At 32.7% G+C, this 19,905-nt stretch carries 16 protein-coding genes; 8 read left to right on the plus strand and 8 right to left on the minus strand.

What is annotated here, in order from left to right:
• Window positions 1-32: 32 nt before the first annotated feature.
• From KO500_RS04390 to KO500_RS04415, 6 genes are all read right to left on the minus strand, one after another.
• The gene (locus KO500_RS04390; RefSeq protein WP_215955285.1) at window positions 33-314 is read right to left on the minus strand and encodes a F0F1 ATP synthase subunit epsilon; all 282 of its coding nucleotides are present in this window, start codon (window positions 312-314) and stop codon (window positions 33-35) included.
• A gap of 69 nt (window positions 315-383) precedes the next feature.
• Entirely contained in the window at window positions 384-1,892 is a 1,509-nt protein-coding gene (gene atpD / locus KO500_RS04395; protein ID WP_215955286.1) for a F0F1 ATP synthase subunit beta, read from the minus strand.
• Window positions 1,893-2,082: 190 nt separating this feature from the next.
• Window positions 2,083-3,714, minus strand: coding sequence for a G-D-S-L family lipolytic protein (locus tag KO500_RS04400; protein ID WP_215955287.1), 1,632 nt, complete (start codon window positions 3,712-3,714; stop codon window positions 2,083-2,085).
• A 10-nt stretch (window positions 3,715-3,724) separates the two neighbouring features.
• Window positions 3,725-6,487, minus strand: coding sequence for a TonB-dependent receptor (locus KO500_RS04405; RefSeq protein WP_215955288.1), 2,763 nt, complete (start codon window positions 6,485-6,487; stop codon window positions 3,725-3,727).
• Between the two features lie 200 nt (window positions 6,488-6,687).
• Window positions 6,688-8,535, minus strand: a complete 1,848-nt coding sequence (gene glmS / locus KO500_RS04410; protein WP_215955289.1) for a glutamine--fructose-6-phosphate transaminase (isomerizing) — start codon at window positions 8,533-8,535, stop codon at window positions 6,688-6,690.
• Window positions 8,536-8,788: 253 nt separating this feature from the next.
• Window positions 8,789-9,598 (minus strand): glycogen/starch synthase, encoded by an 810-nt coding sequence (locus KO500_RS04415; RefSeq protein WP_215955290.1) that lies wholly within the window; start codon window positions 9,596-9,598, stop codon window positions 8,789-8,791.
• Between the two features lie 101 nt (window positions 9,599-9,699).
• On the opposite strand from KO500_RS04415, the gene panC reads away from it, so the two are divergent.
• The 5 genes from panC to radA all read left to right on the plus strand — a co-directional run bounded on the left by panC (window position 9,700) and on the right by radA (window position 14,478).
• Window positions 9,700-10,545 (plus strand): pantoate--beta-alanine ligase, encoded by an 846-nt coding sequence (gene panC, locus KO500_RS04420; RefSeq protein WP_215955291.1) that lies wholly within the window; start codon window positions 9,700-9,702, stop codon window positions 10,543-10,545.
• 20 nt (window positions 10,546-10,565) lie between these two features.
• Window positions 10,566-10,916: an aspartate 1-decarboxylase gene (panD, locus tag KO500_RS04425; protein ID WP_215955292.1), complete on the plus strand. Its 351-nt coding sequence runs from the start codon at window positions 10,566-10,568 to the stop codon at window positions 10,914-10,916.
• Between the two features lies 1 nt (window position 10,917).
• On the plus strand, window positions 10,918-11,883 hold the full coding sequence (locus tag KO500_RS04430) for a lysylphosphatidylglycerol synthase transmembrane domain-containing protein (protein ID WP_215955293.1): 966 nt from the start codon (window positions 10,918-10,920) through the stop codon (window positions 11,881-11,883).
• Window positions 11,884-11,904: 21 nt separating this feature from the next.
• Entirely contained in the window at window positions 11,905-13,050 is a 1,146-nt protein-coding gene (locus KO500_RS04435) for an alpha/beta hydrolase (RefSeq protein WP_215955294.1), read from the plus strand.
• 66 nt (window positions 13,051-13,116) lie between these two features.
• The gene (radA, locus tag KO500_RS04440) at window positions 13,117-14,478 is read left to right on the plus strand and encodes a DNA repair protein RadA (RefSeq protein ID WP_215955295.1); all 1,362 of its coding nucleotides are present in this window, start codon (window positions 13,117-13,119) and stop codon (window positions 14,476-14,478) included.
• Window positions 14,479-14,493: 15 nt separating this feature from the next.
• Here radA and KO500_RS04445 read toward each other — a convergent pair whose 3' ends face one another.
• Both KO500_RS04445 and KO500_RS04450 read right to left on the minus strand, forming a co-directional pair.
• Window positions 14,494-15,534 (minus strand): aldo/keto reductase, encoded by a 1,041-nt coding sequence (locus KO500_RS04445; protein WP_215955296.1) that lies wholly within the window; start codon window positions 15,532-15,534, stop codon window positions 14,494-14,496.
• Between the two features lie 9 nt (window positions 15,535-15,543).
• A complete protein-coding gene (locus KO500_RS04450; RefSeq protein ID WP_215955297.1) occupies window positions 15,544-16,305 on the minus strand; it encodes an exodeoxyribonuclease III in 762 nt (253 codons plus the stop codon).
• Window positions 16,306-16,522: 217 nt separating this feature from the next.
• On the opposite strand from KO500_RS04450, the gene KO500_RS04455 reads away from it, so the two are divergent.
• From KO500_RS04455 to KO500_RS04465, 3 genes are read left to right on the plus strand one after another with little or no spacing between them, the layout of a single operon-like run.
• Complete coding sequence (locus tag KO500_RS04455) at window positions 16,523-16,855, plus strand: hypothetical protein (RefSeq protein WP_215955298.1); 333 nt, start codon at window positions 16,523-16,525, stop codon at window positions 16,853-16,855.
• A gap of 39 nt (window positions 16,856-16,894) precedes the next feature.
• Window positions 16,895-19,294: a TonB-dependent receptor gene (locus KO500_RS04460; protein WP_215955299.1), complete on the plus strand. Its 2,400-nt coding sequence runs from the start codon at window positions 16,895-16,897 to the stop codon at window positions 19,292-19,294.
• A 20-nt stretch (window positions 19,295-19,314) separates the two neighbouring features.
• Entirely contained in the window at window positions 19,315-19,869 is a 555-nt protein-coding gene (locus tag KO500_RS04465; protein ID WP_215955300.1) for a type 1 periplasmic binding fold superfamily protein, read from the plus strand.
• The last annotated feature ends 36 nt before the right edge of the window (window positions 19,870-19,905 follow it).

Here is a 19,905-nt window from a genome sequence, read left to right on the forward strand (position 1 = left end):
TGGCTCTTTTTATGTTTTTTATATAATAGTAATTAATCTGCTAAGACAATTACTTTATTATCTTTCATTTCGACAGTACCACTACTAATTGCTAATGTAGTTGCACCGTTATTAGCTTTAGAAAATTTTGCTTTATAAACTTCTGCTATTTCAGCTGTGCTTCCTTGAAATTTAACATCACCCTTTTCTAACAATGAAACTATAGGGGTGTGATTTGACAACAATTGAAACTCACCATTAATTCCTGGCACAGTTACCGATTTAACTTCTCCTGAAAATAAAATAGCTTCTGGAGATACAATTTCTAAATACATAATTATAGAGTATTAAGTAATGAGTATCACCTTTTAAGATTTTTATCTAAAAGGTGATACAAATTTTATTTATGCTTCAGCAAGCATTTTTTCTCCTGCTTCGATAGCTTCTTCAATTGTTCCTTTAAGGTTAAATGCAGATTCCGGTAAGTGGTCTAATTCACCATCCATAATTCTGTTAAAACCACTAATTGTGTCTTTAATATCAACCAACACACCTTTAAGACCTGTAAATTGTTCCGCTACATGGAAAGGTTGTGATAAGAAACGTTGAACACGACGTGCTCTACCTACTGCTAATTTATCTTCTTCAGATAATTCTTCCATACCTAAAATGGCAATAATATCTTGAAGTTCTTTATAACGCTGTAATAACTCTTTTACTCTTTGAGCACAAGCATAATGATCTTTACCTAAAATTTCAGGTGTTAAGATTCTAGACGTAGAATCTAATGGATCTACCGCAGGGTAAATACCTAACTCTGCAATTTTACGAGAAAGTACTGTAGTTGCATCAAGGTGAGCAAATGTTGTTGCTGGAGCCGGATCAGTTAAATCATCCGCAGGAACGTAAACCGCCTGTACTGATGTAATTGACCCTCTTTTTGTTGATGTAATACGCTCTTGCATTGCACCCATCTCTGTTGCCAAAGTTGGTTGGTACCCTACCGCTGATGGCATACGACCTAATAATGCCGATACCTCAGAACCCGCTTGCGTAAAACGGAATATATTATCTACGAAGAATAAAACATCTTTACCCTGACCTTCACCTGCACCATCACGGAAATATTCTGCAATAGTTAAACCAGATAAAGCAACACGTGCACGTGCTCCAGGAGGCTCATTCATCTGACCAAAAACGAAAGTCGCTTTTGATTCTTTCATTAAATTTTTATCTACTTTAGATAAATCCCATCCACCTTCTTCCATTGAGTGCATGAAATCATCACCATACTTAATAATACCTGATTCAAGCATCTCACGAAGTAAATCATTACCCTCACGAGTACGTTCACCTACACCAGCAAAAACAGAAAGACCACCGTGACCTTTTGCAATGTTGTTAATAAGCTCTTGAATTAATACTGTTTTACCAACACCTGCACCACCAAATAACCCAATTTTACCACCTTTTGCGTAAGGTTCAATTAAATCGATTACTTTAATACCTGTAAATAAAACTTCGGTAGAAGTTGACAAATCTTCAAACTTAGGAGCTTCTCTGTGAATTGGAAGACCGTCTTTACCAGATTTAGGCAAATCTCCTAACCCGTCAATAGCATCACCGATTACGTTAAACAAACGACCGTACACATCATCACCAACTGGCATTTGAATTGCACTTCCTGTTGCATTAACCTCAGTTCCTCTGCTTAAACCATCTGTAGAATCCATAGAAATGGTTCTAACTGAGTTTTCACCTACGTGAGATTGAACTTCTAATACTAATAGAGAACCATCCTTCTTTTTGATTTCAAGAGAATCATAAATTTTTGGAAGTTCAGAACCTGATTGAAATTCAACATCAACAACCGGCCCGATAATTTGGGAAACTTTACCTGTAATTCTAGACATTACCTAAGTATTTATGTTTTGATTTAAAACGTCTTTAATACACAACTAGTTAACAATTTAACTAAATGCTATTTTCAGTTTGCAAAGATATGTTTTTAGATTTTAATTAAAAATTGTTTTTTTCTTTTTTATCAAGATAAAAAAAGCACCATAAAAATGATGCTTTACATAATTAAAATTGACTACTAACTTACTCTAATACAGCCGCATAATTTGTTGGATACTCTAATAAATCTAATAATGAGCCCGAAGCTTCAAAGTTTGAATCGTAAGTTTCATCAATTGCTGTTAAAAATTCATTCGCTAAAAAAGCATAACCTTTTGCTGTTGGGTGAACGCCATCTAATGAAAATGCACCACCAGTTACTAAATTAGAAGTTAAAATATAATCTTCACTTGTTACACCACCATTTGCAAGCTGATTCAAAATACTATTTACATCAACAAAAGCAAAACCGGCTTGTGTTACACTTGCCTCAATTGTTGAATTAAATGCACTAATTGCTGTTGCAATTTCTTCTTGCTCACTTGGCAATAACACCCATTTATCGTCTAAAGGATACGACACACCTTCAACAGAAAATTGAGCAGCTAATGTTTCTGACAAACCTTGTGATACAAAAAATGAATATGCTTCAGTATTAATTTCTCCAATGATGGAAGAACTAGGTAATACGAACAAATCATCTGCCGTAGCTTGTCTTGCTTGGCCATATACAACTCCAAACAAATTTGCTACTATAGATGCAGCAGCAGCAGGCAAACCAAAAGACTCAACAAATGTTGGAAATGTCGTACTAGCATTTAATACCGCAGTAATTTCTGCAGATAAATCTACTAAAGTTTCATCTTTTACAACTACTGCACTGGCTTCTGTTTCAGAAAAAACAATACTTCGTTCTGATACTTGCAAGAATGCAAACACTTGATTTAATTGACCAAAAACACCATTTAAAGTTGCTATTTGAGCGCCAAATGTCGCATCGGTTGGGTCTAGTGGGTTATAAGGCACTGTTGTAAAGTGTGGAATACTTGTTATATCTGGTATATTAGCTGCAACACCCTGAGCTCCACTCGCCGCTAAAGCACCAATTATTGTTGCATATGTAGCATTAAAACCAACGCCAACATCACCATCTAAAGGTGTAATCTCATCAGAACCGTCACCACCTGAGAGTGCATAACCAAGTACGTCATTACTTCCTATCCATAAAGAAACAAAACTTGGTGACTGCGCTAATGCTAATTCTAAAACACTTGCATCTGGGGTAGCTCCAGTCATTCTAACAAAATACGGATTTGCCAAACCTAAAGATACATTAGCCAAATTACCATACCCTGGTGCTAATAAATGAAAACTTTTAGCTCCTGGCACACCCAAATTATTAAATGGTCCTGTAGGGTTATTTACCAACAAATCAGTAGTAACCGTAACATCACCTATTAAACTTTCTAATGCTGCAGGTCCTGAACCATCAAATACCAAACGTGGTTCTAATATTCTAGTGCCACCAACAGCCACACCTCCGTAATTATCATTCATTAATGGTTGCACAAAACTACCACCACCTGCTAAAGCAAATTTTTGAGAAAGCATATTTGGCATTGAATTCTCTTGTGAAGCAATAAACAACGCATTATCGGTAAAACCTGCCGTTAATGAATTACCTATAGAAACATAGGTAGAAAAATCTGCCGTACCAGCAGTTAAATCAACTTGCTCTTCAATAATAATTTCTTCTTGATCTACATCTTCAATATCATTACATGATAAAAAAGCAAACGAAGCTGTACACAGTAGTATATATTTTATATTTTTCATCGTAATTTTTTTAGTTGTTAATTGTCCAAGATAAATAATACATTGAGCCAATATTTCCTGTACCGAATGCAGTAAAATACTCATCACCTAAGATATTTGTTCCGCCCAATTTAAAGGTTGATTTTATACTTGGCAACGCATAACTAACTTGCGCATCAACAGTATGAAATTCTGGAACTACACCATTACCAAAAGTAGCTTCCCAGAAATAATCATCACTAAACCTGTATGAAATATTGAATCCTAAATTTTTATATAAGGCTTCATTTCCAAAACTTGCTTTGAACTTATGTTCTGGAGTATTAAAACTAGACATGAAATCTGGATTAGCTTCTTGATCAAAGTCTTGCTTCGTAAATGTATAGCTTCCTCCTAAATCATAATTGCCAAAAACTTTCATAGACAAACCTAATGAAGCTCCATAAGAATTAATGTCTACATCTGAATTTGTATAAGCGCTGTATGTTTGGTAATCACCATTTATAACGGCATCAATAGCATCACCACCTTCACCTGGTGTACCATAAAAAGGAGCAATCACTACTTCAGATGAAATAAAATCTTTATAATTATTAAAATAAGCACTAAAATCTACTATAAGTTTATTAATCTTACCTCTATACCCTACTTCAAAAGAAGTAACCTGTTCTGGTTTTACCAAATCAACGTTAGAAACTCTCAGATCATTTACATCACCAGATGAAGCAAAATTTATTACTGAACCTGAAGAATATGTAGTACCATAAGCAGCGGCACCTGTTTGAACTATTTCTGCCGGTTGCCCATTATCTGCCTGGCCACTTTCACTTATTTCATAGGTTCTTGAATAACGATCTAAATTATCTTCTGCCGAACCTATTAAAATTGCTCTACCCGCATTTAAACCAATAAATAAATCTTGAGTAGTAGGGTTTCTAAACCCTGTTTGAATTGACGCTCTAATGTTATGATTACGGTTCAAACTATAACCTGCTGAAATTCTTGGAGAAAAATACCCATCAAAAAATTCAGATTTATCAAAACGAACAGAACCTGTTAATTTTAAACTTTTATCCCCCTCTAACTCAATTTTCTTTTGAATTTGAGTATAAATTCCATATTCAGAATAACCAATTGGACCATCATAATCGGTATAAATTGTTCCTGAAGAATTCAAATTATACCTTCTGAAAGAACCACCTACTTGAATTTCTGCAAAATCAATTACATGAGCTAAATTATAATTAGCATCAGCATGATAATATTTAGATGCATCTTTAAACTGAGAACCTGTAGACAAATCAGGATCTTTAATTACACGATTAAAAGCCTCTTCAAACTCAACTGTTCCCGGTAAATATCTACCAGTATCTGCAACTTCTCTCGCTGCAGCATGTTTTTCTTCATCAGTTAACCCTAAAGGATTACCTGATAATTCAATACCTGCATATGTTGCTATATATTCCCCAAACCAATCTTCATCCGATTTCCAAGCTCTATTAATGTTGATTCCTGTAAAAACCATATCATAAGAATCCCCAGCTTTATCTCTTACCACGTAACCTCTAACAAAAAAATTATCGTTCCTAACTTCTAATTTATGTTGTTCTTGAAAAAAGCCATCAATATTATAACGATTAGTTCCTTGATAGATAGTAGTACCCGTACCTACTTTACCAACATAAGAAATCTCAAGACTGTTACCCTCTATTGGTCGGTAAAATAAACCCCAATCAGCTTTTATACTTTCTGCATTATATTGTGTTAAATTTTCTTCATTGTAACCCGTTCTACTAACTTCAACATTTGGTATTATACCAAGACCTGATGCCGACCTAATGTTTGTTGACACCTCATCACCATACACATTAATGCCATCGTAATTAGAATCAGCCCTTGTTCTAGTCGGATCAAATTTATCAACCTCACTAGTTGCTGCCCAATCTGTACCTTTTAAATATCCAAAATTGACTTTAGCTGCAAATTTCTCAGAAAATTTGTGCGCCGCACGAATTCCAAAATCTGTATACGCATTATCTCCTGCTGCTTTTTGCGAAGTAATTCCTCTTTTTACTGAAACACTAATTCCTTCATGATCGAAAGGACTTTTACTTCTCATAAAAAGTATGCCATTAAAAGCATTTGCTCCATATAACGCTGAAGATGCCCCAGGCAATAATTCTACACTCTGTACATCGGGATCGATTAAGCCTACTAAATTACCTATCGGGAAGTTTAATGCAGGTGTTGAATTATCCATGCCATCAACTAACTGCATAAACCTAGTGTTTGCAAAAGTTGCAAAACCTCTCGTGTTTACAGATTTAAATGTTAAACTATTTGTATTTACATCAACTCCTTTTAAATTTTCTAATCCACCATAGAAATCTGCTGCAGCTGTATTTTTAATATCCTTAAGCCCAAAACGTTCGACCGTTACAGGTGATTCAAAAACACGTTCCGGAGTTCTTGAAGCTGAAATTACAATCTCATCTAACATTGTTTGAGACTCATTTAAAACAACAACAATATTTTGATTATTTGAAGAAATGCTTTTGACACTTCCTGAATAACCAACACTGGTGATTTTTAATTGAAATGGTGGGACTTCTGATGTTTGTAGGTTAAAATTACCATCAAAGTCCGTTACGGTTCCTATAGTTTTACCAACAATAACGACATTCGCCGCTGGTATAGGTTGGTTGCTTTCATCAACCACACTTCCTTTTATTGTAGTCTGAGAAAAACTCAAAAACCCAACACACAGGAATATAAAAGTTAAAATTGTTTTCATATGAAAAAGTTAAAATATTTGGTTTGAATTCGAATATACACAAAATTTTAATACATTTTTAACAAATTGAAAAAAATTATGCATGCATAATACTATTTTGATAATTTAAACTACATATTTTAACAATTAGGTAATTTAACGAAAATAAAAAAGGGCGAACACAGCTGTATTCACCCTTTTTTATATAAACAATAAAATTTTTACTCCACTGTAACAGATTTAGCCAAATTACGTGGTTGATCAACATTACAACCTCTCATTAAAGCGATATGATACGACAATAACTGTAATGGAATAGTTGACAATAATGGCGTTAAGCTTTCAAATGTTTCTGGAATCTCAATTACATGATCAGCAAGTTCTTTTACTGCCACATCACCTTCAGTAACAATTGCTATAATTTTACCTTTTCTAGATTTTATCTCTTGAATATTACTAACAACTTTTTCATAATGCCCTTTTTTAGTGGCAATTACAAAAACTGGCATTTGCTCATCAATTAATGCTATTGGTCCATGCTTCATTTCTGCAGCAGGGTAACCTTCTGCATGAATGTAGCTAATTTCTTTTAACTTTAAAGCACCTTCTAAAGCTACAGGGAAATTATAACCTCTACCTAAATAAAGACAATTAGTAGAATCTTTGTAAACCTCTGCAATAGTTTCAATTAACACATTTGACAATAATGACTTTTCAACTTTTGATGGTATATTTTCAAGCTCTGTTAAATACTCATGGTATTGTGTTTGAGAAAACACTCCTTTTTCTTTCGCCAATTTTAAAGCTATTAAAGTTAGTACCGTGATTTGAGTAGTAAATGCTTTTGTTGATGCCACACCAATTTCAGGTCCAGCATGTGTATACGCACCAGCATGTGTTTCACGAGATATTGTAGAACCAACCACATTACAAACACCAAATACGAACGCTCCTTTTTCTTTTGCTAATTTAATTGCAGCTAAAGTATCTGCAGTTTCACCAGATTGTGAAATAGCAATAAGCACATCTTTATCCGTAATTACAGGATTTCTATAACGAAATTCAGAAGCGTACTCTACCTCCACTGGTATTCTAGCTAAATCTTCAAAAATATACTCAGCAACTAAACCTGCATGCCAAGAAGTACCACAAGCAACAATAATAATTCTATTTGCATTGGTGAATTTTTCAATATTCTCATCAATACCAGCCATTTTTATTATCCCTTGATCTGCCAATAAGCGACCACGATAGGTATCAAGTATAGCCCTAGGTTGTTCATAGATCTCTTTCATCATAAAGTGATCATAACCTCCTTTTTCTATTTCTTCAATATTCAATTGTAATTCTTGAATTGAAGGGTAAACAACTGAATCGTCTTTTATTTTACGAAGTTTAATTTCTTTTCCTAAACGTATTATCGCTAATTCCTCATCATCAAGATACATAGCATTGTTCGTAAACTCAATAAATGGCGAAGCGTCAGATGCAATAAAAAATTCATCTTCCCCGATACCAATCGCTAACGGACTACCCAACTTAGCAACTACAATTTCATCTGGTTTATTAACATCAAAAACTGCAATAGCATATGCACCTACAACTTGATTTAATGCTATTTGAACGGCCTTACCCAATTTTACGTTTTCTTTCTTTTTAACTTCTTCAATTAAATTAACTAATACTTCCGTGTCAGTATCTGAATGAAAAACATAACCCCTATTAATCAACTCCTTTTTTATAGCATCATAATTTTCAATAATTCCATTATGAATAATAACTAAATCACCAGAATTTGAATAATGTGGATGTGAGTTTGCATCGTTTGGCACACCATGAGTTGCCCAACGCGTATGACCAAGTCCTAACTTACCATCTAAAGACATGGTAGCTTCAGATTTTTTCTTTAAATCTTCAACTTTACCTTTTGTCTTACTTAAATTTATTGAATCTCCATCATAAATAGCAACACCTGCACTATCATAACCCCTATATTCCAATCGCTGTAAACCTTTTATTATAATCGGATAGGCGTCTCTATGACCTATGTATCCTACAATTCCACACATATTTTATTTTTTGATTTATTTAATAACCCATTCCAAACCTATAGTATATTTACGAAAATCGCAATATAGTACAGCTGAAATACGGAAAAATTGATACAAATGGTTCGAATACACTCTTAATTAATTCACTACGATATAGAGTTTTAATGAAATTTAAATAGAAAAGTATTTGGATAAACGAAACAAAAAAGCACTATTATTATTACAGTAACTGCAATAACAATAGTGCTCAATTCTTATTAGAAGTCTAAAATTATTTTAAAACCTCATTATCGTAAAACTTAACATAAGCCTCTTCAAATTCATGAATTGGGACAAATGGAAGCACTGGTTTTTCTAATTTAGATATATGACTGTTTAACTCCTCAGGTATTTCTTCTGAAGCTAAAATAACAGCATCGGAATAATCAACTGCCACCTTCAATAAATTATTATAATCTGGTTTTTGTAAAGCTGAAATTTTATCTTCTGCAATACCATCAAAACCAATTTTCTTCACTAATTCAGGATTTAAATCTTCATCAAAACCTTTTGAGTATACCGATGTTACAACTTTACTTTCTGAAAATAAAGGTTCATCTGCATAATACTGCTTTAAATAAAGAGGTACTAATGAAGCCATCCACCCATGAACATGAATGATATCTGGCGACCAGTTTAATTTTTTCACAGTTTCAACAATACCTTTTGCAAAGAATATTGCACGCTCATCATTATCAGGAAAAAGTACACCTTTATCATCAGTAAAAGTTGCTTTTCTTTTAAAGTACTCTTCATTATCAATAAAGTACACCTGAATACGTTCTTTTGGGATAGATGCGACTTTAATTATTAATGGCATATCCATGTCATTAATCACCAAATTCATACCTGAAAGTCTAATTACTTCATGTAATTGATGACGACGTTCGTTAATGTTGCCGTACCTAGGCATAAAGATTCGTATTTGGCCTCCATTACCATTAACCATCTTTGGTGTTTCGTATGACATTTGGGAAACTTCATTTTCCGGTAGGTAGGGTACTAATTCTGAAGATACAAACAATATCTTTTTACCATTCATAAAAGCTATTTTTTATTTAAATTCTTGCGCAGTTGCAAAATTACAAAAATTATGCATATTAGCCGTAATTATATAAGTTTGCAGGCTTTTAAAATGTAGATATGCAAATTATTGAAACAAAAAAAGAGTTAAAAGACACATTGTCAGTTAACTTATTATCGTCAAAAACTTTAGGACTTATTCCTACAATGGGCGCTTTACACAAAGGTCACATTTCTTTGATAGAGAGGGCTAACAAAGAAAATGACACTGTGGTAGTCAGCATATTTGTAAACCCTACGCAATTTAATAATCATGAAGATTTAGAAAAATATCCTAAAACTTTAAAAAATGACATTGAGCTTATTAAAACAGTTTCTGATCAAATAATTGTCTATTCTCCGTCAATAAAAGAGATTTATGACGATAATATAACCGCTGAAAACTACAATTTTGACGGTTTAGAGTCGGTAATGGAAGGTGAATTTAGAGATGGACATTTTAATGGTGTAGGGACTATTGTCGAGGAATTATTGACATCTGTAAATCCCGATAAGGCCTATTTTGGTGAAAAAGATTTTCAACAATTTCAAATTATAAACAAACTTGTTGAACTAAAAAAAATACCTGTAGAGGTTATAGGTTGCCCCATTGTTAGAGAAGAAAATGGCTTAGCTATGAGTTCGAGAAACGAAAGACTTTCTACTTCAACAAGAAAAGAAGCTGCTTTAATTTATAAAATCTTACAAGAAGTAAAAATTAAGTTTGGCACAAAAAGTGCATTAGAAATAACAGAATGGGTGAAAAGTGAATTTCTGAAACACGAGAAATTTAAATTAGAATATTTTCAAATTGCAGAAACAACAACACTACAACCTGTAAAAATAAAATCTAAAAACAAAAAATACAGAGCATTTGTTGCTGTTTTTGTCGATGACATTCGACTTATCGACAACATAGCCTTGTAAATAATTATTACCTTTGCACCATGTTAATAGAAGTTGTAAAATCTAAAATACACCGCGTAAAAGTTACCGGTGCTGCTCTAAATTATATTGGCAGTATAACTATTGATGAAGATTTAATGGATGCTGCAAATATCATTAGAGGAGAGAAAGTTCAAATTGTAAACAATAATAATGGCGAACGCCTTGAAACTTATGCAATCCCCGGCCCTAGGAATAGTGGTGAAATTACTTTAAACGGCGCTGCTGCACGTAAAGTTGCGGTTGGAGATATTTTGATATTAATTACCTACGGGACTATGGATATTGAAGAAGCTAAGAACTTTAACCCTTCTTTAGTTTTCCCAAACGAAGAGAATAATTTATTAAAGTAGATTGAAAAATTCTTTAAAAAAAACACTCAAAACTGTACTCCCAATTGCATTGGGAGTTTTTTTAGTTTGGTACTCTTACAACTCAACATCTCCAGAAGACAGAGCTCAAATAATCAAATATATAAAAGAAGCAAATATGCTTTGGGTTAGCTTGTCTATACTACTTGGAATTTTAAGTCATATTTCAAGAGCCATACGATGGAGCTATTTATTAGAACCCTTAGGTTACAAACCCAAATTAGCCAATAATATACTAATTATACTTACTTCATACTTTGCAAACTTAGGAATACCTAGATCTGGTGAAATATTACGAGCCACAGCACTTACAAGTTATGAAAATGTACCTTTTGAAAAAGGATTTGGCACTATAGTTACCGAAAGAGTTATAGACCTAATTATGCTACTTGGTATCATTGGAACTACATTTATTTTACAAACTGATATTATATTAGAATTTTTCCAAAACAAAGGATTTAACCTCAATAAAATTTTAATATTACTCGTAATTTTTATTATCGGCGCCGGCTTATTTTTCTTTTTTATAAAAAAATCTACTCACCCATTTATTTTAAAATTGAGAGGTTTTGTTTCTGGTTTAATCCAAGGAGTAACAAGCATATTTAAAATGAAAAATAAATGGCTTTTTATTTTTCACACTTTTTTTATTTGGGGTGTTTATATTGGTATGTTTTGGGTGATTAAATTTACAGTACCAGAAACTATTGGTTTGACTGTAAGTCAGCTATTGGTTGCATTTGTTTTTGGAGCTTTTGCAATGACCGCAACAAACGGCGGTATAGGCCTTTACCCTATTGCTGTAAGTAGTGCTCTTGCAATATTCGGCATAAGTAGTGTGTCTGGTGATGCCTTTGGTTGGATCATGTGGATTTCACAAACTTTAATGGTTGTTATTTTTGGCACAATATCTTTTCTTGTATTACCGTTATTAAACAGAAATAAATAACAAATCTTAAGCCAAAATAGTATGAAACGCATAATCTTCGCATTAGCTTTCTTTTTATACCTCGTAGATAGTCAAGCCCAAATAAGCCAAGAAGTATATGAATCTTTCAAACTTCAAGAGAGAAGAGAGTTGCAATATTCTATTCCTGAAGATTATTCCCCTGAAAAAAAATACCCACTTATTATTGTTTTAGATGCGGAATACCTTTTTGATAATGTTGTTGCTACTGCTAAGTTTTACAATAAGTTTCATGGCATGCCAGAAGCTATTATCGTAGGTGTGAATCAAATTAATGATGAGTTACGTTACGAAGATTGTGATTTTGATGAAAACTCTGGTTTGCCGGTTGAAAAATCAAAGCAATTTTTCGAATTTATAAGTTTAGAATTAATTCCGCATATTGCTACTAATTACAAAACAGCTCCTTTTAAAATGATTTTTGGGTATGATATATCTGCAAATTTCATCAACTACTATTTATTTAAAGGAGAATCACTTTTTAACTCTTATGTAAGCATTTCTCCAGTATTAGCAACTGAAATGGAAACAAGAGTACCATCAAGATTAGGGGCTATGGAAAAAACTATTTTTTACAATTTAATTGCAGATGGAGAGATTTTAAAGAAAAGTGTGCAATTCCCTAAATTAAATACTGCTATTAAAGCTATGGAAAGTGAGAACGTAAAATATTTTTACGATGAATATAATGATGCTGATCATATTTCTGTAGCAACTTATGGTATTGGCAAAGCTTTTGATAATGTTTTTAAAATGTTTAAGCCAATTAGTCCTAAAGAATACAAAACTCAAATTATAACTTCTGAAGAGCCAGTTTTTGATTATTTGTCTAATAAATATGATATGATTGAAAAATTATTCGGATTTAGAAAAGAAGTTGGCTTAAATGACATTATGGCTATTTATGCGGCATCTCGTAAAACTGAAGATTTTGAATCATTAAAACCTCTTTCTGATTTATGCAAAAAAGAGTATCCCGAAACTATGCTTGGTTTTTATTTTGAAGGTGAATATTATGAGCAAATGGGCGAACCTAAAAAAGCACTTAGAACATTTGAGAAAGCTTTTGGAATGCAAGAAATTGATTTCTTAACAAAAGATATGGCTCTTGAAAAAATAGATGCTTTAAAAGCTGATTTCGGATTTTAGAATTCCAAACTTTCATTTATAATTCTAGCTTATTTGCTATCTTAGCACCTTTCGTAAAAAAAGGTAATGGCTAAAGTAAAAACAGCATTTTTTTGTCAGAATTGCGGTACTCAATATTCAAAATGGGTAGGGCAATGTTCTGCTTGTAAAGAATGGAATACCGTTGTTGAGGAAGTAGTACAAAAAGAAGAAAAGAAAAGCTGGAAAACACCAACTAGCACAAAAACAAAAGTTGCCAAACCTTTACGTGTTAATGAAATTAGTATTGAAAAAGAACTTCGTTTAAATACTTATGATATTGAATTTAACCGGGTCTTAGGTGGCGGATTAGTACCTGGATCTTTAACATTATTGGGTGGTGAGCCTGGTATTGGCAAAAGTACTTTACTATTACAAATAGCTTTAAAGTTACCTTATAAAACTTTATATGTTTCTGGTGAAGAAAGTCAGAAACAAATAAAAATGCGTGCTGATCGTATTTACCCAAATAGTGACACTTGCTTAATTTTAACTGAGACAAAAACTCAAAATATATTTAAGCAGATAGAGACTACTGCACCTGACATTGTAGTAATTGACTCTATACAAACATTACATTCTGATTATATTGAATCGGCCGCAGGAAGTATTTCTCAAATACGAGAATGTACTACCGAGCTTATAAAATTTGCTAAAGAAACAAACACACCCGTTATTTTAATTGGGCATATTACCAAAGATGGCTCTATTGCCGGGCCTAAAATATTAGAACATATGGTAGATAGTGTGCTACAATTTGAAGGTGACAGAAACTATGTATATCGTATTTTACGTTCGTTAAAAAACAGGTTTGGTTCTACTGCAGAATTAGGAATTTATGAAATGCAAGGCAGTGGCTTACGTGAAGTAAATAACCCTTCTGAAATATTGATTTCTAAACATGATGAAGGTTTAAGTGGTACTGCAATTGCATCAACTGTAGAAGGTATGCGCCCCTTAATGATTGAAATACAAGCATTAGTTAGCACAGCAGTTTACGGTACACCACAACGCTCTACAACGGGTTATAATGCAAAGCGTTTAAACATGCTTCTTGCAGTCTTAGAAAAACGAGCAGGTTTTAAATTAGGCGCAAAAGATGTCTTTTTAAACATCACAGGTGGTATATCTGTTGATGACCCTGCGATTGATTTAGCTGTTATCGCCGCCATACTTTCTAGCAATGAAGATATTGCTATTGAAAAAGGAATTTGTTTTGCGGCTGAAGTTGGTTTAGCTGGTGAAATTAGACCTGTACAACGTGTAGAACAGCGTATTTTAGAAGCTGAAAAATTAGGCTTTCACATGGTATTTGTTTCAAAAAATAATAAAATATCACTTAAAAATACGCAAATAAAAATCCAGCTAGTTTCAAAAATTGAAGACGTAGCCGGATTTTTATTCGGATAAACCTAAATTAGATTTTCAAGGTGCTGGATTAGGGATTTCATTATGAATTCTCTCAATTCCTGCTAAAACCTCATCACTTAATTTTGTAGCTATACTTTCAATATTCTCTTTTAATTGCCGCATAGTTGTAGCGCCAATTATATTACTTGTTACAAAAGGTTGTTGATTTACAAAAGCCAATGACATTTGCGCCAATGACAAATCATTTGCTTGCGCTAATTCATAATATTTTTGTGTAGCCTCGGTTGCTGTTTCCCCTTTGTACCTGTTGTAATTAGGAAATAATTTCAATCTAGAATTATCTGGTAATCTATCACCTAAATATTTCCCACTTAATACACCAAATGCTAATGGTGAATATGCTAAAAGCCCAATATTTTCTCTATGCGATATTTCTGATAATCCAATTTCAAAAATTCTATTCAAAAGACTATAAGAATTCTGAATCGTTATCATTCTAGGTAAAGTTTTATGCACTTTACTTTCTTCTAAAAAACGCATTGTTCCCCAAGGAGTTTCATTTGACAAACCAACCTTTCTGATTTTTCCTTCAGCTACTAAATTTCTTAACGTTTCTAATACTTGGTGTATATTATCTTCCCAAAAATCAGAAGCATCATACTTATAGCCACGCTTTCCAAAGTAATTAGTGTTTCGTTCTGGCCAATGTAGTTGGTACAGATCAATATAATCAGTTTTTAAACGCTCTAAACTACCGTTAACAGCATTAACCAAAGCTTCTCTATCAAAACCATTACTCCTGATAAATTTAGTCATCTCTGCTCTACCTGCAATTTTGGTAGCAAGAACAACTTTATCTCTATTCTTATTCTTTTCAAACCAAGTACCTATAATTTTCTCCGTATTTGATTTTCTATCAGGGTGCGCAGGAATTGAGTATAATTCAGCAGTGTCAAAAAAATTAATTCCTTGATCTAACGCATAATCCATTTGCTCATGACCTTCAGCTTCGGTATTTTGATTACCCCAAGTCATTGTACCTAAACAAATTTTACTTACTTCAATATCTGTATGCGGTAATTTAGTATATATCATGTGTGAAAATTAGGCTAATTCTAATAAAATTGGACAATGATCACTATGCTTTGCTTCTGCCAAAATTACAGAACGCTTTAATCTACTTTCTAAAGGTGCGCTCGCCAAAGCATAATCTAAACGCCAACCTTTATTATTATTACGAGCATTAGCTCTATAACTCCACCAAGTGTAGTTGTCTGGTTCTTTATTAAAAAACCTGAAACTATCAATAAAACCACTATCCATAAAATTACCAATCCATTCACGTTCAACTGGCAAAAATCCTGAAGTATTTTTTAATCCCTTCGGGTTATGAATATCAATTGCTTCATGACATATATTATAATCACCTAAAATCACTAAATTAGGGTGTGTTTTACGTAATTCATTGGCATAAATGTGAAAATCAGCCATGTACTTCAACTTAAATTCTAACCTATCAATATTTGTGCCTGATGGTAAATACATACTCATGACTGAAACATCATCAAAATCGGCTCTCAGGTTTCTACCCTCAAAATCCATATAATCAATACCAGTGCCGTACTCAACATGATTAGGCTTTATTTTTGACAAAATTGCCACACCACTATACCCTTTTTTCTGAGCACTATACCAGTAATTATATTTGTAACCTGCATCTTCAAAAATTGAAAGATCTAATTGATCTTCATTTGCTTTTATTTCTTGAAGACATAAAACATCAGGATTCACAGTTTTTAACCACTCAATAAAACCTTTTTTTAAGGCTGCTCTAATTCCGTTTACATTGTAAGAAACAATTTTCATCAATCTATTTTTTTCGAAAATAAGCAATGTTTTTTACAAGCTATAATCTAAAACAAAAATGATTTAGATTAAATTATTCAATAAACTCATAACCATTTTCAATAGCTTAAATTAACAATATAAATCTGGCCTAAAAAGTTAAAAAACACCATAAACAAAGTTAAAGTTGCTCCTTGTAAAATTGTTTTCTAATTTTGTGAATTCGTAAAGGAGTTACATGAAAGAAGGATTAACAATAGGTAAGGCTATAGCCTCAGTTTTTTTACTGATGGTATTCTTATTTCCTACTGCCATTCAATTTTCTCACGCTTGTGATGGTCATGAAACTATTTCTTGTAAAGAAAAAAGCGTACATCTTCATAAAAAGGCATCGGAATGTCATATATGTGATTTTCACTTCTTTTCTTTTAATTACGATTTTTCTACATTTCCTGAATTTGTAAAAGCGATTATACCTTCAAGATTGGTAAACGATTTTACGACTTCATTTACTAAATTATTACTTAAAAACAATACTTCATTAAGGGCTCCACCCAGCTTTCTTGCTTAATTATAAAAACAGTTTTATTATTTAATCAAGAATAAATTTATGCGCATTTATGCATTGATGGTTTTGCTACTTCTTAGCATTCCGTCACTATCGCAAAGTTGCAATAATACGCTATCAGGCAAAGTAATTGACTTACACGATGGCACCGCTTTAGAAGGAGCAATGATTATTGTTGCAGCAACCGAACAAGTTATTACTACTGACAGTTATGGAAGATTCTCAATTCCGAATCTTTGTAACCAAACGTATGCAATTCAAATTTCACACCCTTATTGTTTAACTGATGGCTATAAGGTTAAAATTAATGGAGCTACAGATAAAACCTTTTATTTAGAGCATCATTTAGAAGAATTGAATGAAGTGATACTTAACGGAAAATCACAGAACCAAAAATCAAATACTGTTTTTGAGAATAAACTTTCTAAAGATAAAATTGAGCAATTTAGTAATGGATCTTTAGGTGATGCTTTAAACAGCTTATCTGGTGTAAGTTCTTTAAATACAGGCAACACAGTTGTGAAACCCATAATTAATGGTTTACATAGTAGTCGTGTTGTACTTATAAATAATGGAGTACGTATGGAAGATCAAGAATGGGGCGTAGAACATGCTCCTAATCTTGATATTAATACTGCTGAAAATATCACATTAATTAAAGGTGCTAGTGCTATACAGTATAGTGGTGATGCTATAGCTGGTGTAATTATTACCGAACCAGAAAAAATTTTTGTTAAAGATAGTTTATACGGCAAAACCTTAGTTTCTGGTAGTACGAACGGTAGAGGCTCAACAGTAACATCTAAACTAACTAAAAGTTATGATAATGGATGGTTTGGTACCGTACAAGGTACATTAAAACGCTATGGTGATTTTGAAGCTCCTGATTATGTACTTAGTAACACAGGTACTTTTGAAAGAAATGCATCATTACGTGTGGGCTTAAACCGATTCAATTATGGTATTGAAGGTTATTATTCATTTTATAAAAATGAAATAGGAATATTATTGGCCTCTCATATTGGTGGAGCAGAAGATCAAGTACGAGCAATCAACAGCTCAATTCCTTTAGTTATTAATGATTTTACATATGAAATAGCTTATCCTAAACAAGATATTACACATAACCTTGCTAGATTAAAAGCATTTAAAAAGTTTGAAGATTTTGGGAAAGTGAATCTTCAATATGATTTTCAACAAAACCACAGATTAGAATATGATATTCGTGTTGGTGATGATTCTGATACTCCATCATTAGATTTAGTATTAAAAACACACACCCTATTATTAGATTTAGATAGCAAATTTTCTGATAAGACGACATTAAAAACTGGTATAATGGCCAGATATCAAGATAATTTTGCTGATCCAAGTACTGGAGTACGCAGGCTAATACCTGATTATGAAAAATATGATATAGGAATATACGGTATTACATCTTTTCAATTAAATGATAATTGGTTAGCAGAAGCTGGGGCTAGATTTGATTACACTTATATGGATGTCTATAAATTTTATAGAACATCTTTTTGGGAAGAACGCAATTATGATGAACTCTTCCCTGAAATAGTTGTTGAAGAATATGATAATCAGATTTTAACAAATCCGCAATATAATTTTTATAATGTTTCAGGAACTTTAGGCACAACCTATACTTTTGATAATGATTATAAAATATTTTTTAATTATTCTTTAGCCTCTCGTGTACCAAATCCATCTGAATTATTTAGCGAAGGTTTACACCATTCTGCTTCACGAATAGAGTTAGGAGGTTTACAATTTACATCTGAAATTGCACATAAAATATCATTGACATTAGAGAAAAATGGTGATGTATTTGGTTTTTCTGCACAGCCTTTTATTAATAACATTAATGACTTTATTGTTATTGAACCAACAGAGGTTGAACAAACAATACGAGGAAATTTTCAGGTATGGGAGTACAGACAAACCAATGCTCAATTATTAGGTATAGACGTTGATGCATATTATGCTTTTACTAACAATTTCAAATTTAAAAATCAATTTTCACTAGTTAAAGGCTATGACCGTTCTGAAGGCGGACCATTAATTAGCATGCCACCAGTTAATACTACTAATGAAATTACCTATGAAAACCCAAAAGTAAACAACCTAAAATTAGCTTTACAAAGTGAATTTGTTTTTAGGCAAAATGAATACCCTAATAATAATTTTGAGGTATACATAGCCGAATCTGAAAGCTATGAATTAGTAGACGTAAGCACACCACCAGACGCTTATCACTTATTAAATTTTAGATCGAGTATGGACTTCAAAGTAAATCAAAAATCAAACCTTACAGTAGGTTTAAATGTGACGAATATTTTAAACACATCATACAGAAATTACTTGAACAGTTTGCGTTACTATGCAGACGATTTAGGTAGAAACTTTTTATTAAATCTTAAATTCAATTATTAATCTATTAAACAAAAATGAAAATGAAAACAATTAAAATTTTAAGTCTTTCAGTATTAGCTAGTATCGCATTAGCCTCATGTTCAAGTGATGATGATACACCAGAAATTGTTAATGAAGAAGAAGTAATTACAACAATGACTGTTACGCTTACACCAGATGATGATAGTGATGTTATTACCTTACAAACGCGTGATTTAGATGGTGATGGTTCTGATGATCCTGTAATTACAGTTTCAGGTCCTCTTAGCGCAGGGACAGCTTACGATGGAGTTATTGTTTTATTAAACGAAACAGAAGATCCTGCAGAAGATATTACTGAAGAAGTTGAAGAAGAAAGTGATGAGCACCAATTTTTCTACACAATTAGCTCTGGTTTAGATGTAACAACTGAGTATGCAAACTTTGATGAGGATGGAAATCCATTAGGAACTGAATTTACATTAACTGCTGGCGAAGTAAGCTCTGGTACTATTACTTTTACTTTACGCCATGAGCCAACAAAACCTAATGATGGTATTGATGATGCAGGTGGTGAAACTGATATTTTAGCTACTTACAGTGTTTCTGTAGAGTAACACTATAAATTTTTTGTATTAAAAAACCCTTTACAG

The organism is Cellulophaga baltica, assembly GCF_018861125.1.
Classification (GTDB): Bacteria; Bacteroidota; Bacteroidia; order Flavobacteriales; family Flavobacteriaceae; genus Cellulophaga; species Cellulophaga baltica_A.

What these genes read in the sequence shown, in the direction of transcription:
- KO500_RS04400 (WP_215955287.1), bottom strand. Translation starts at nt 3,714, where the DNA reads ATGAAAAATATAAAATATATACTACTGTGTACAGCTTCGTTTGCTTTT.
- atpD (WP_215955286.1), bottom strand. Translation starts at nt 1,892, where the DNA reads ATGTCTAGAATTACAGGTAAAGTTTCCCAAATTATCGGGCCGGTTGTT.
- glmS (WP_215955289.1), bottom strand. Translation starts at nt 8,535, where the DNA reads ATGTGTGGAATTGTAGGATACATAGGTCATAGAGACGCCTATCCGATT.
- KO500_RS04460 (WP_215955299.1), top strand. Translation starts at nt 16,895, where the DNA reads ATGCGCATTTATGCATTGATGGTTTTGCTACTTCTTAGCATTCCGTCA.
- KO500_RS04445 (WP_215955296.1), bottom strand. Translation starts at nt 15,534, where the DNA reads ATGATATATACTAAATTACCGCATACAGATATTGAAGTAAGTAAAATT.
- panD (WP_215955292.1), top strand. Translation starts at nt 10,566, where the DNA reads ATGTTAATAGAAGTTGTAAAATCTAAAATACACCGCGTAAAAGTTACC.
- KO500_RS04450 (WP_215955297.1), bottom strand. Translation starts at nt 16,305, where the DNA reads ATGAAAATTGTTTCTTACAATGTAAACGGAATTAGAGCAGCCTTAAAA.
- panC (WP_215955291.1), top strand. Translation starts at nt 9,700, where the DNA reads ATGCAAATTATTGAAACAAAAAAAGAGTTAAAAGACACATTGTCAGTT.
- KO500_RS04405 (WP_215955288.1), bottom strand. Translation starts at nt 6,487, where the DNA reads ATGAAAACAATTTTAACTTTTATATTCCTGTGTGTTGGGTTTTTGAGT.
- KO500_RS04455 (WP_215955298.1), top strand. Translation starts at nt 16,523, where the DNA reads ATGAAAGAAGGATTAACAATAGGTAAGGCTATAGCCTCAGTTTTTTTA.
- KO500_RS04390 (WP_215955285.1), bottom strand. Translation starts at nt 314, where the DNA reads ATGTATTTAGAAATTGTATCTCCAGAAGCTATTTTATTTTCAGGAGAA.
- KO500_RS04465 (WP_215955300.1), top strand. Translation starts at nt 19,315, where the DNA reads ATGAAAACAATTAAAATTTTAAGTCTTTCAGTATTAGCTAGTATCGCA.
- KO500_RS04435 (WP_215955294.1), top strand. Translation starts at nt 11,905, where the DNA reads ATGAAACGCATAATCTTCGCATTAGCTTTCTTTTTATACCTCGTAGAT.
- KO500_RS04415 (WP_215955290.1), bottom strand. Translation starts at nt 9,598, where the DNA reads ATGAATGGTAAAAAGATATTGTTTGTATCTTCAGAATTAGTACCCTAC.
- radA (WP_215955295.1), top strand. Translation starts at nt 13,117, where the DNA reads ATGGCTAAAGTAAAAACAGCATTTTTTTGTCAGAATTGCGGTACTCAA.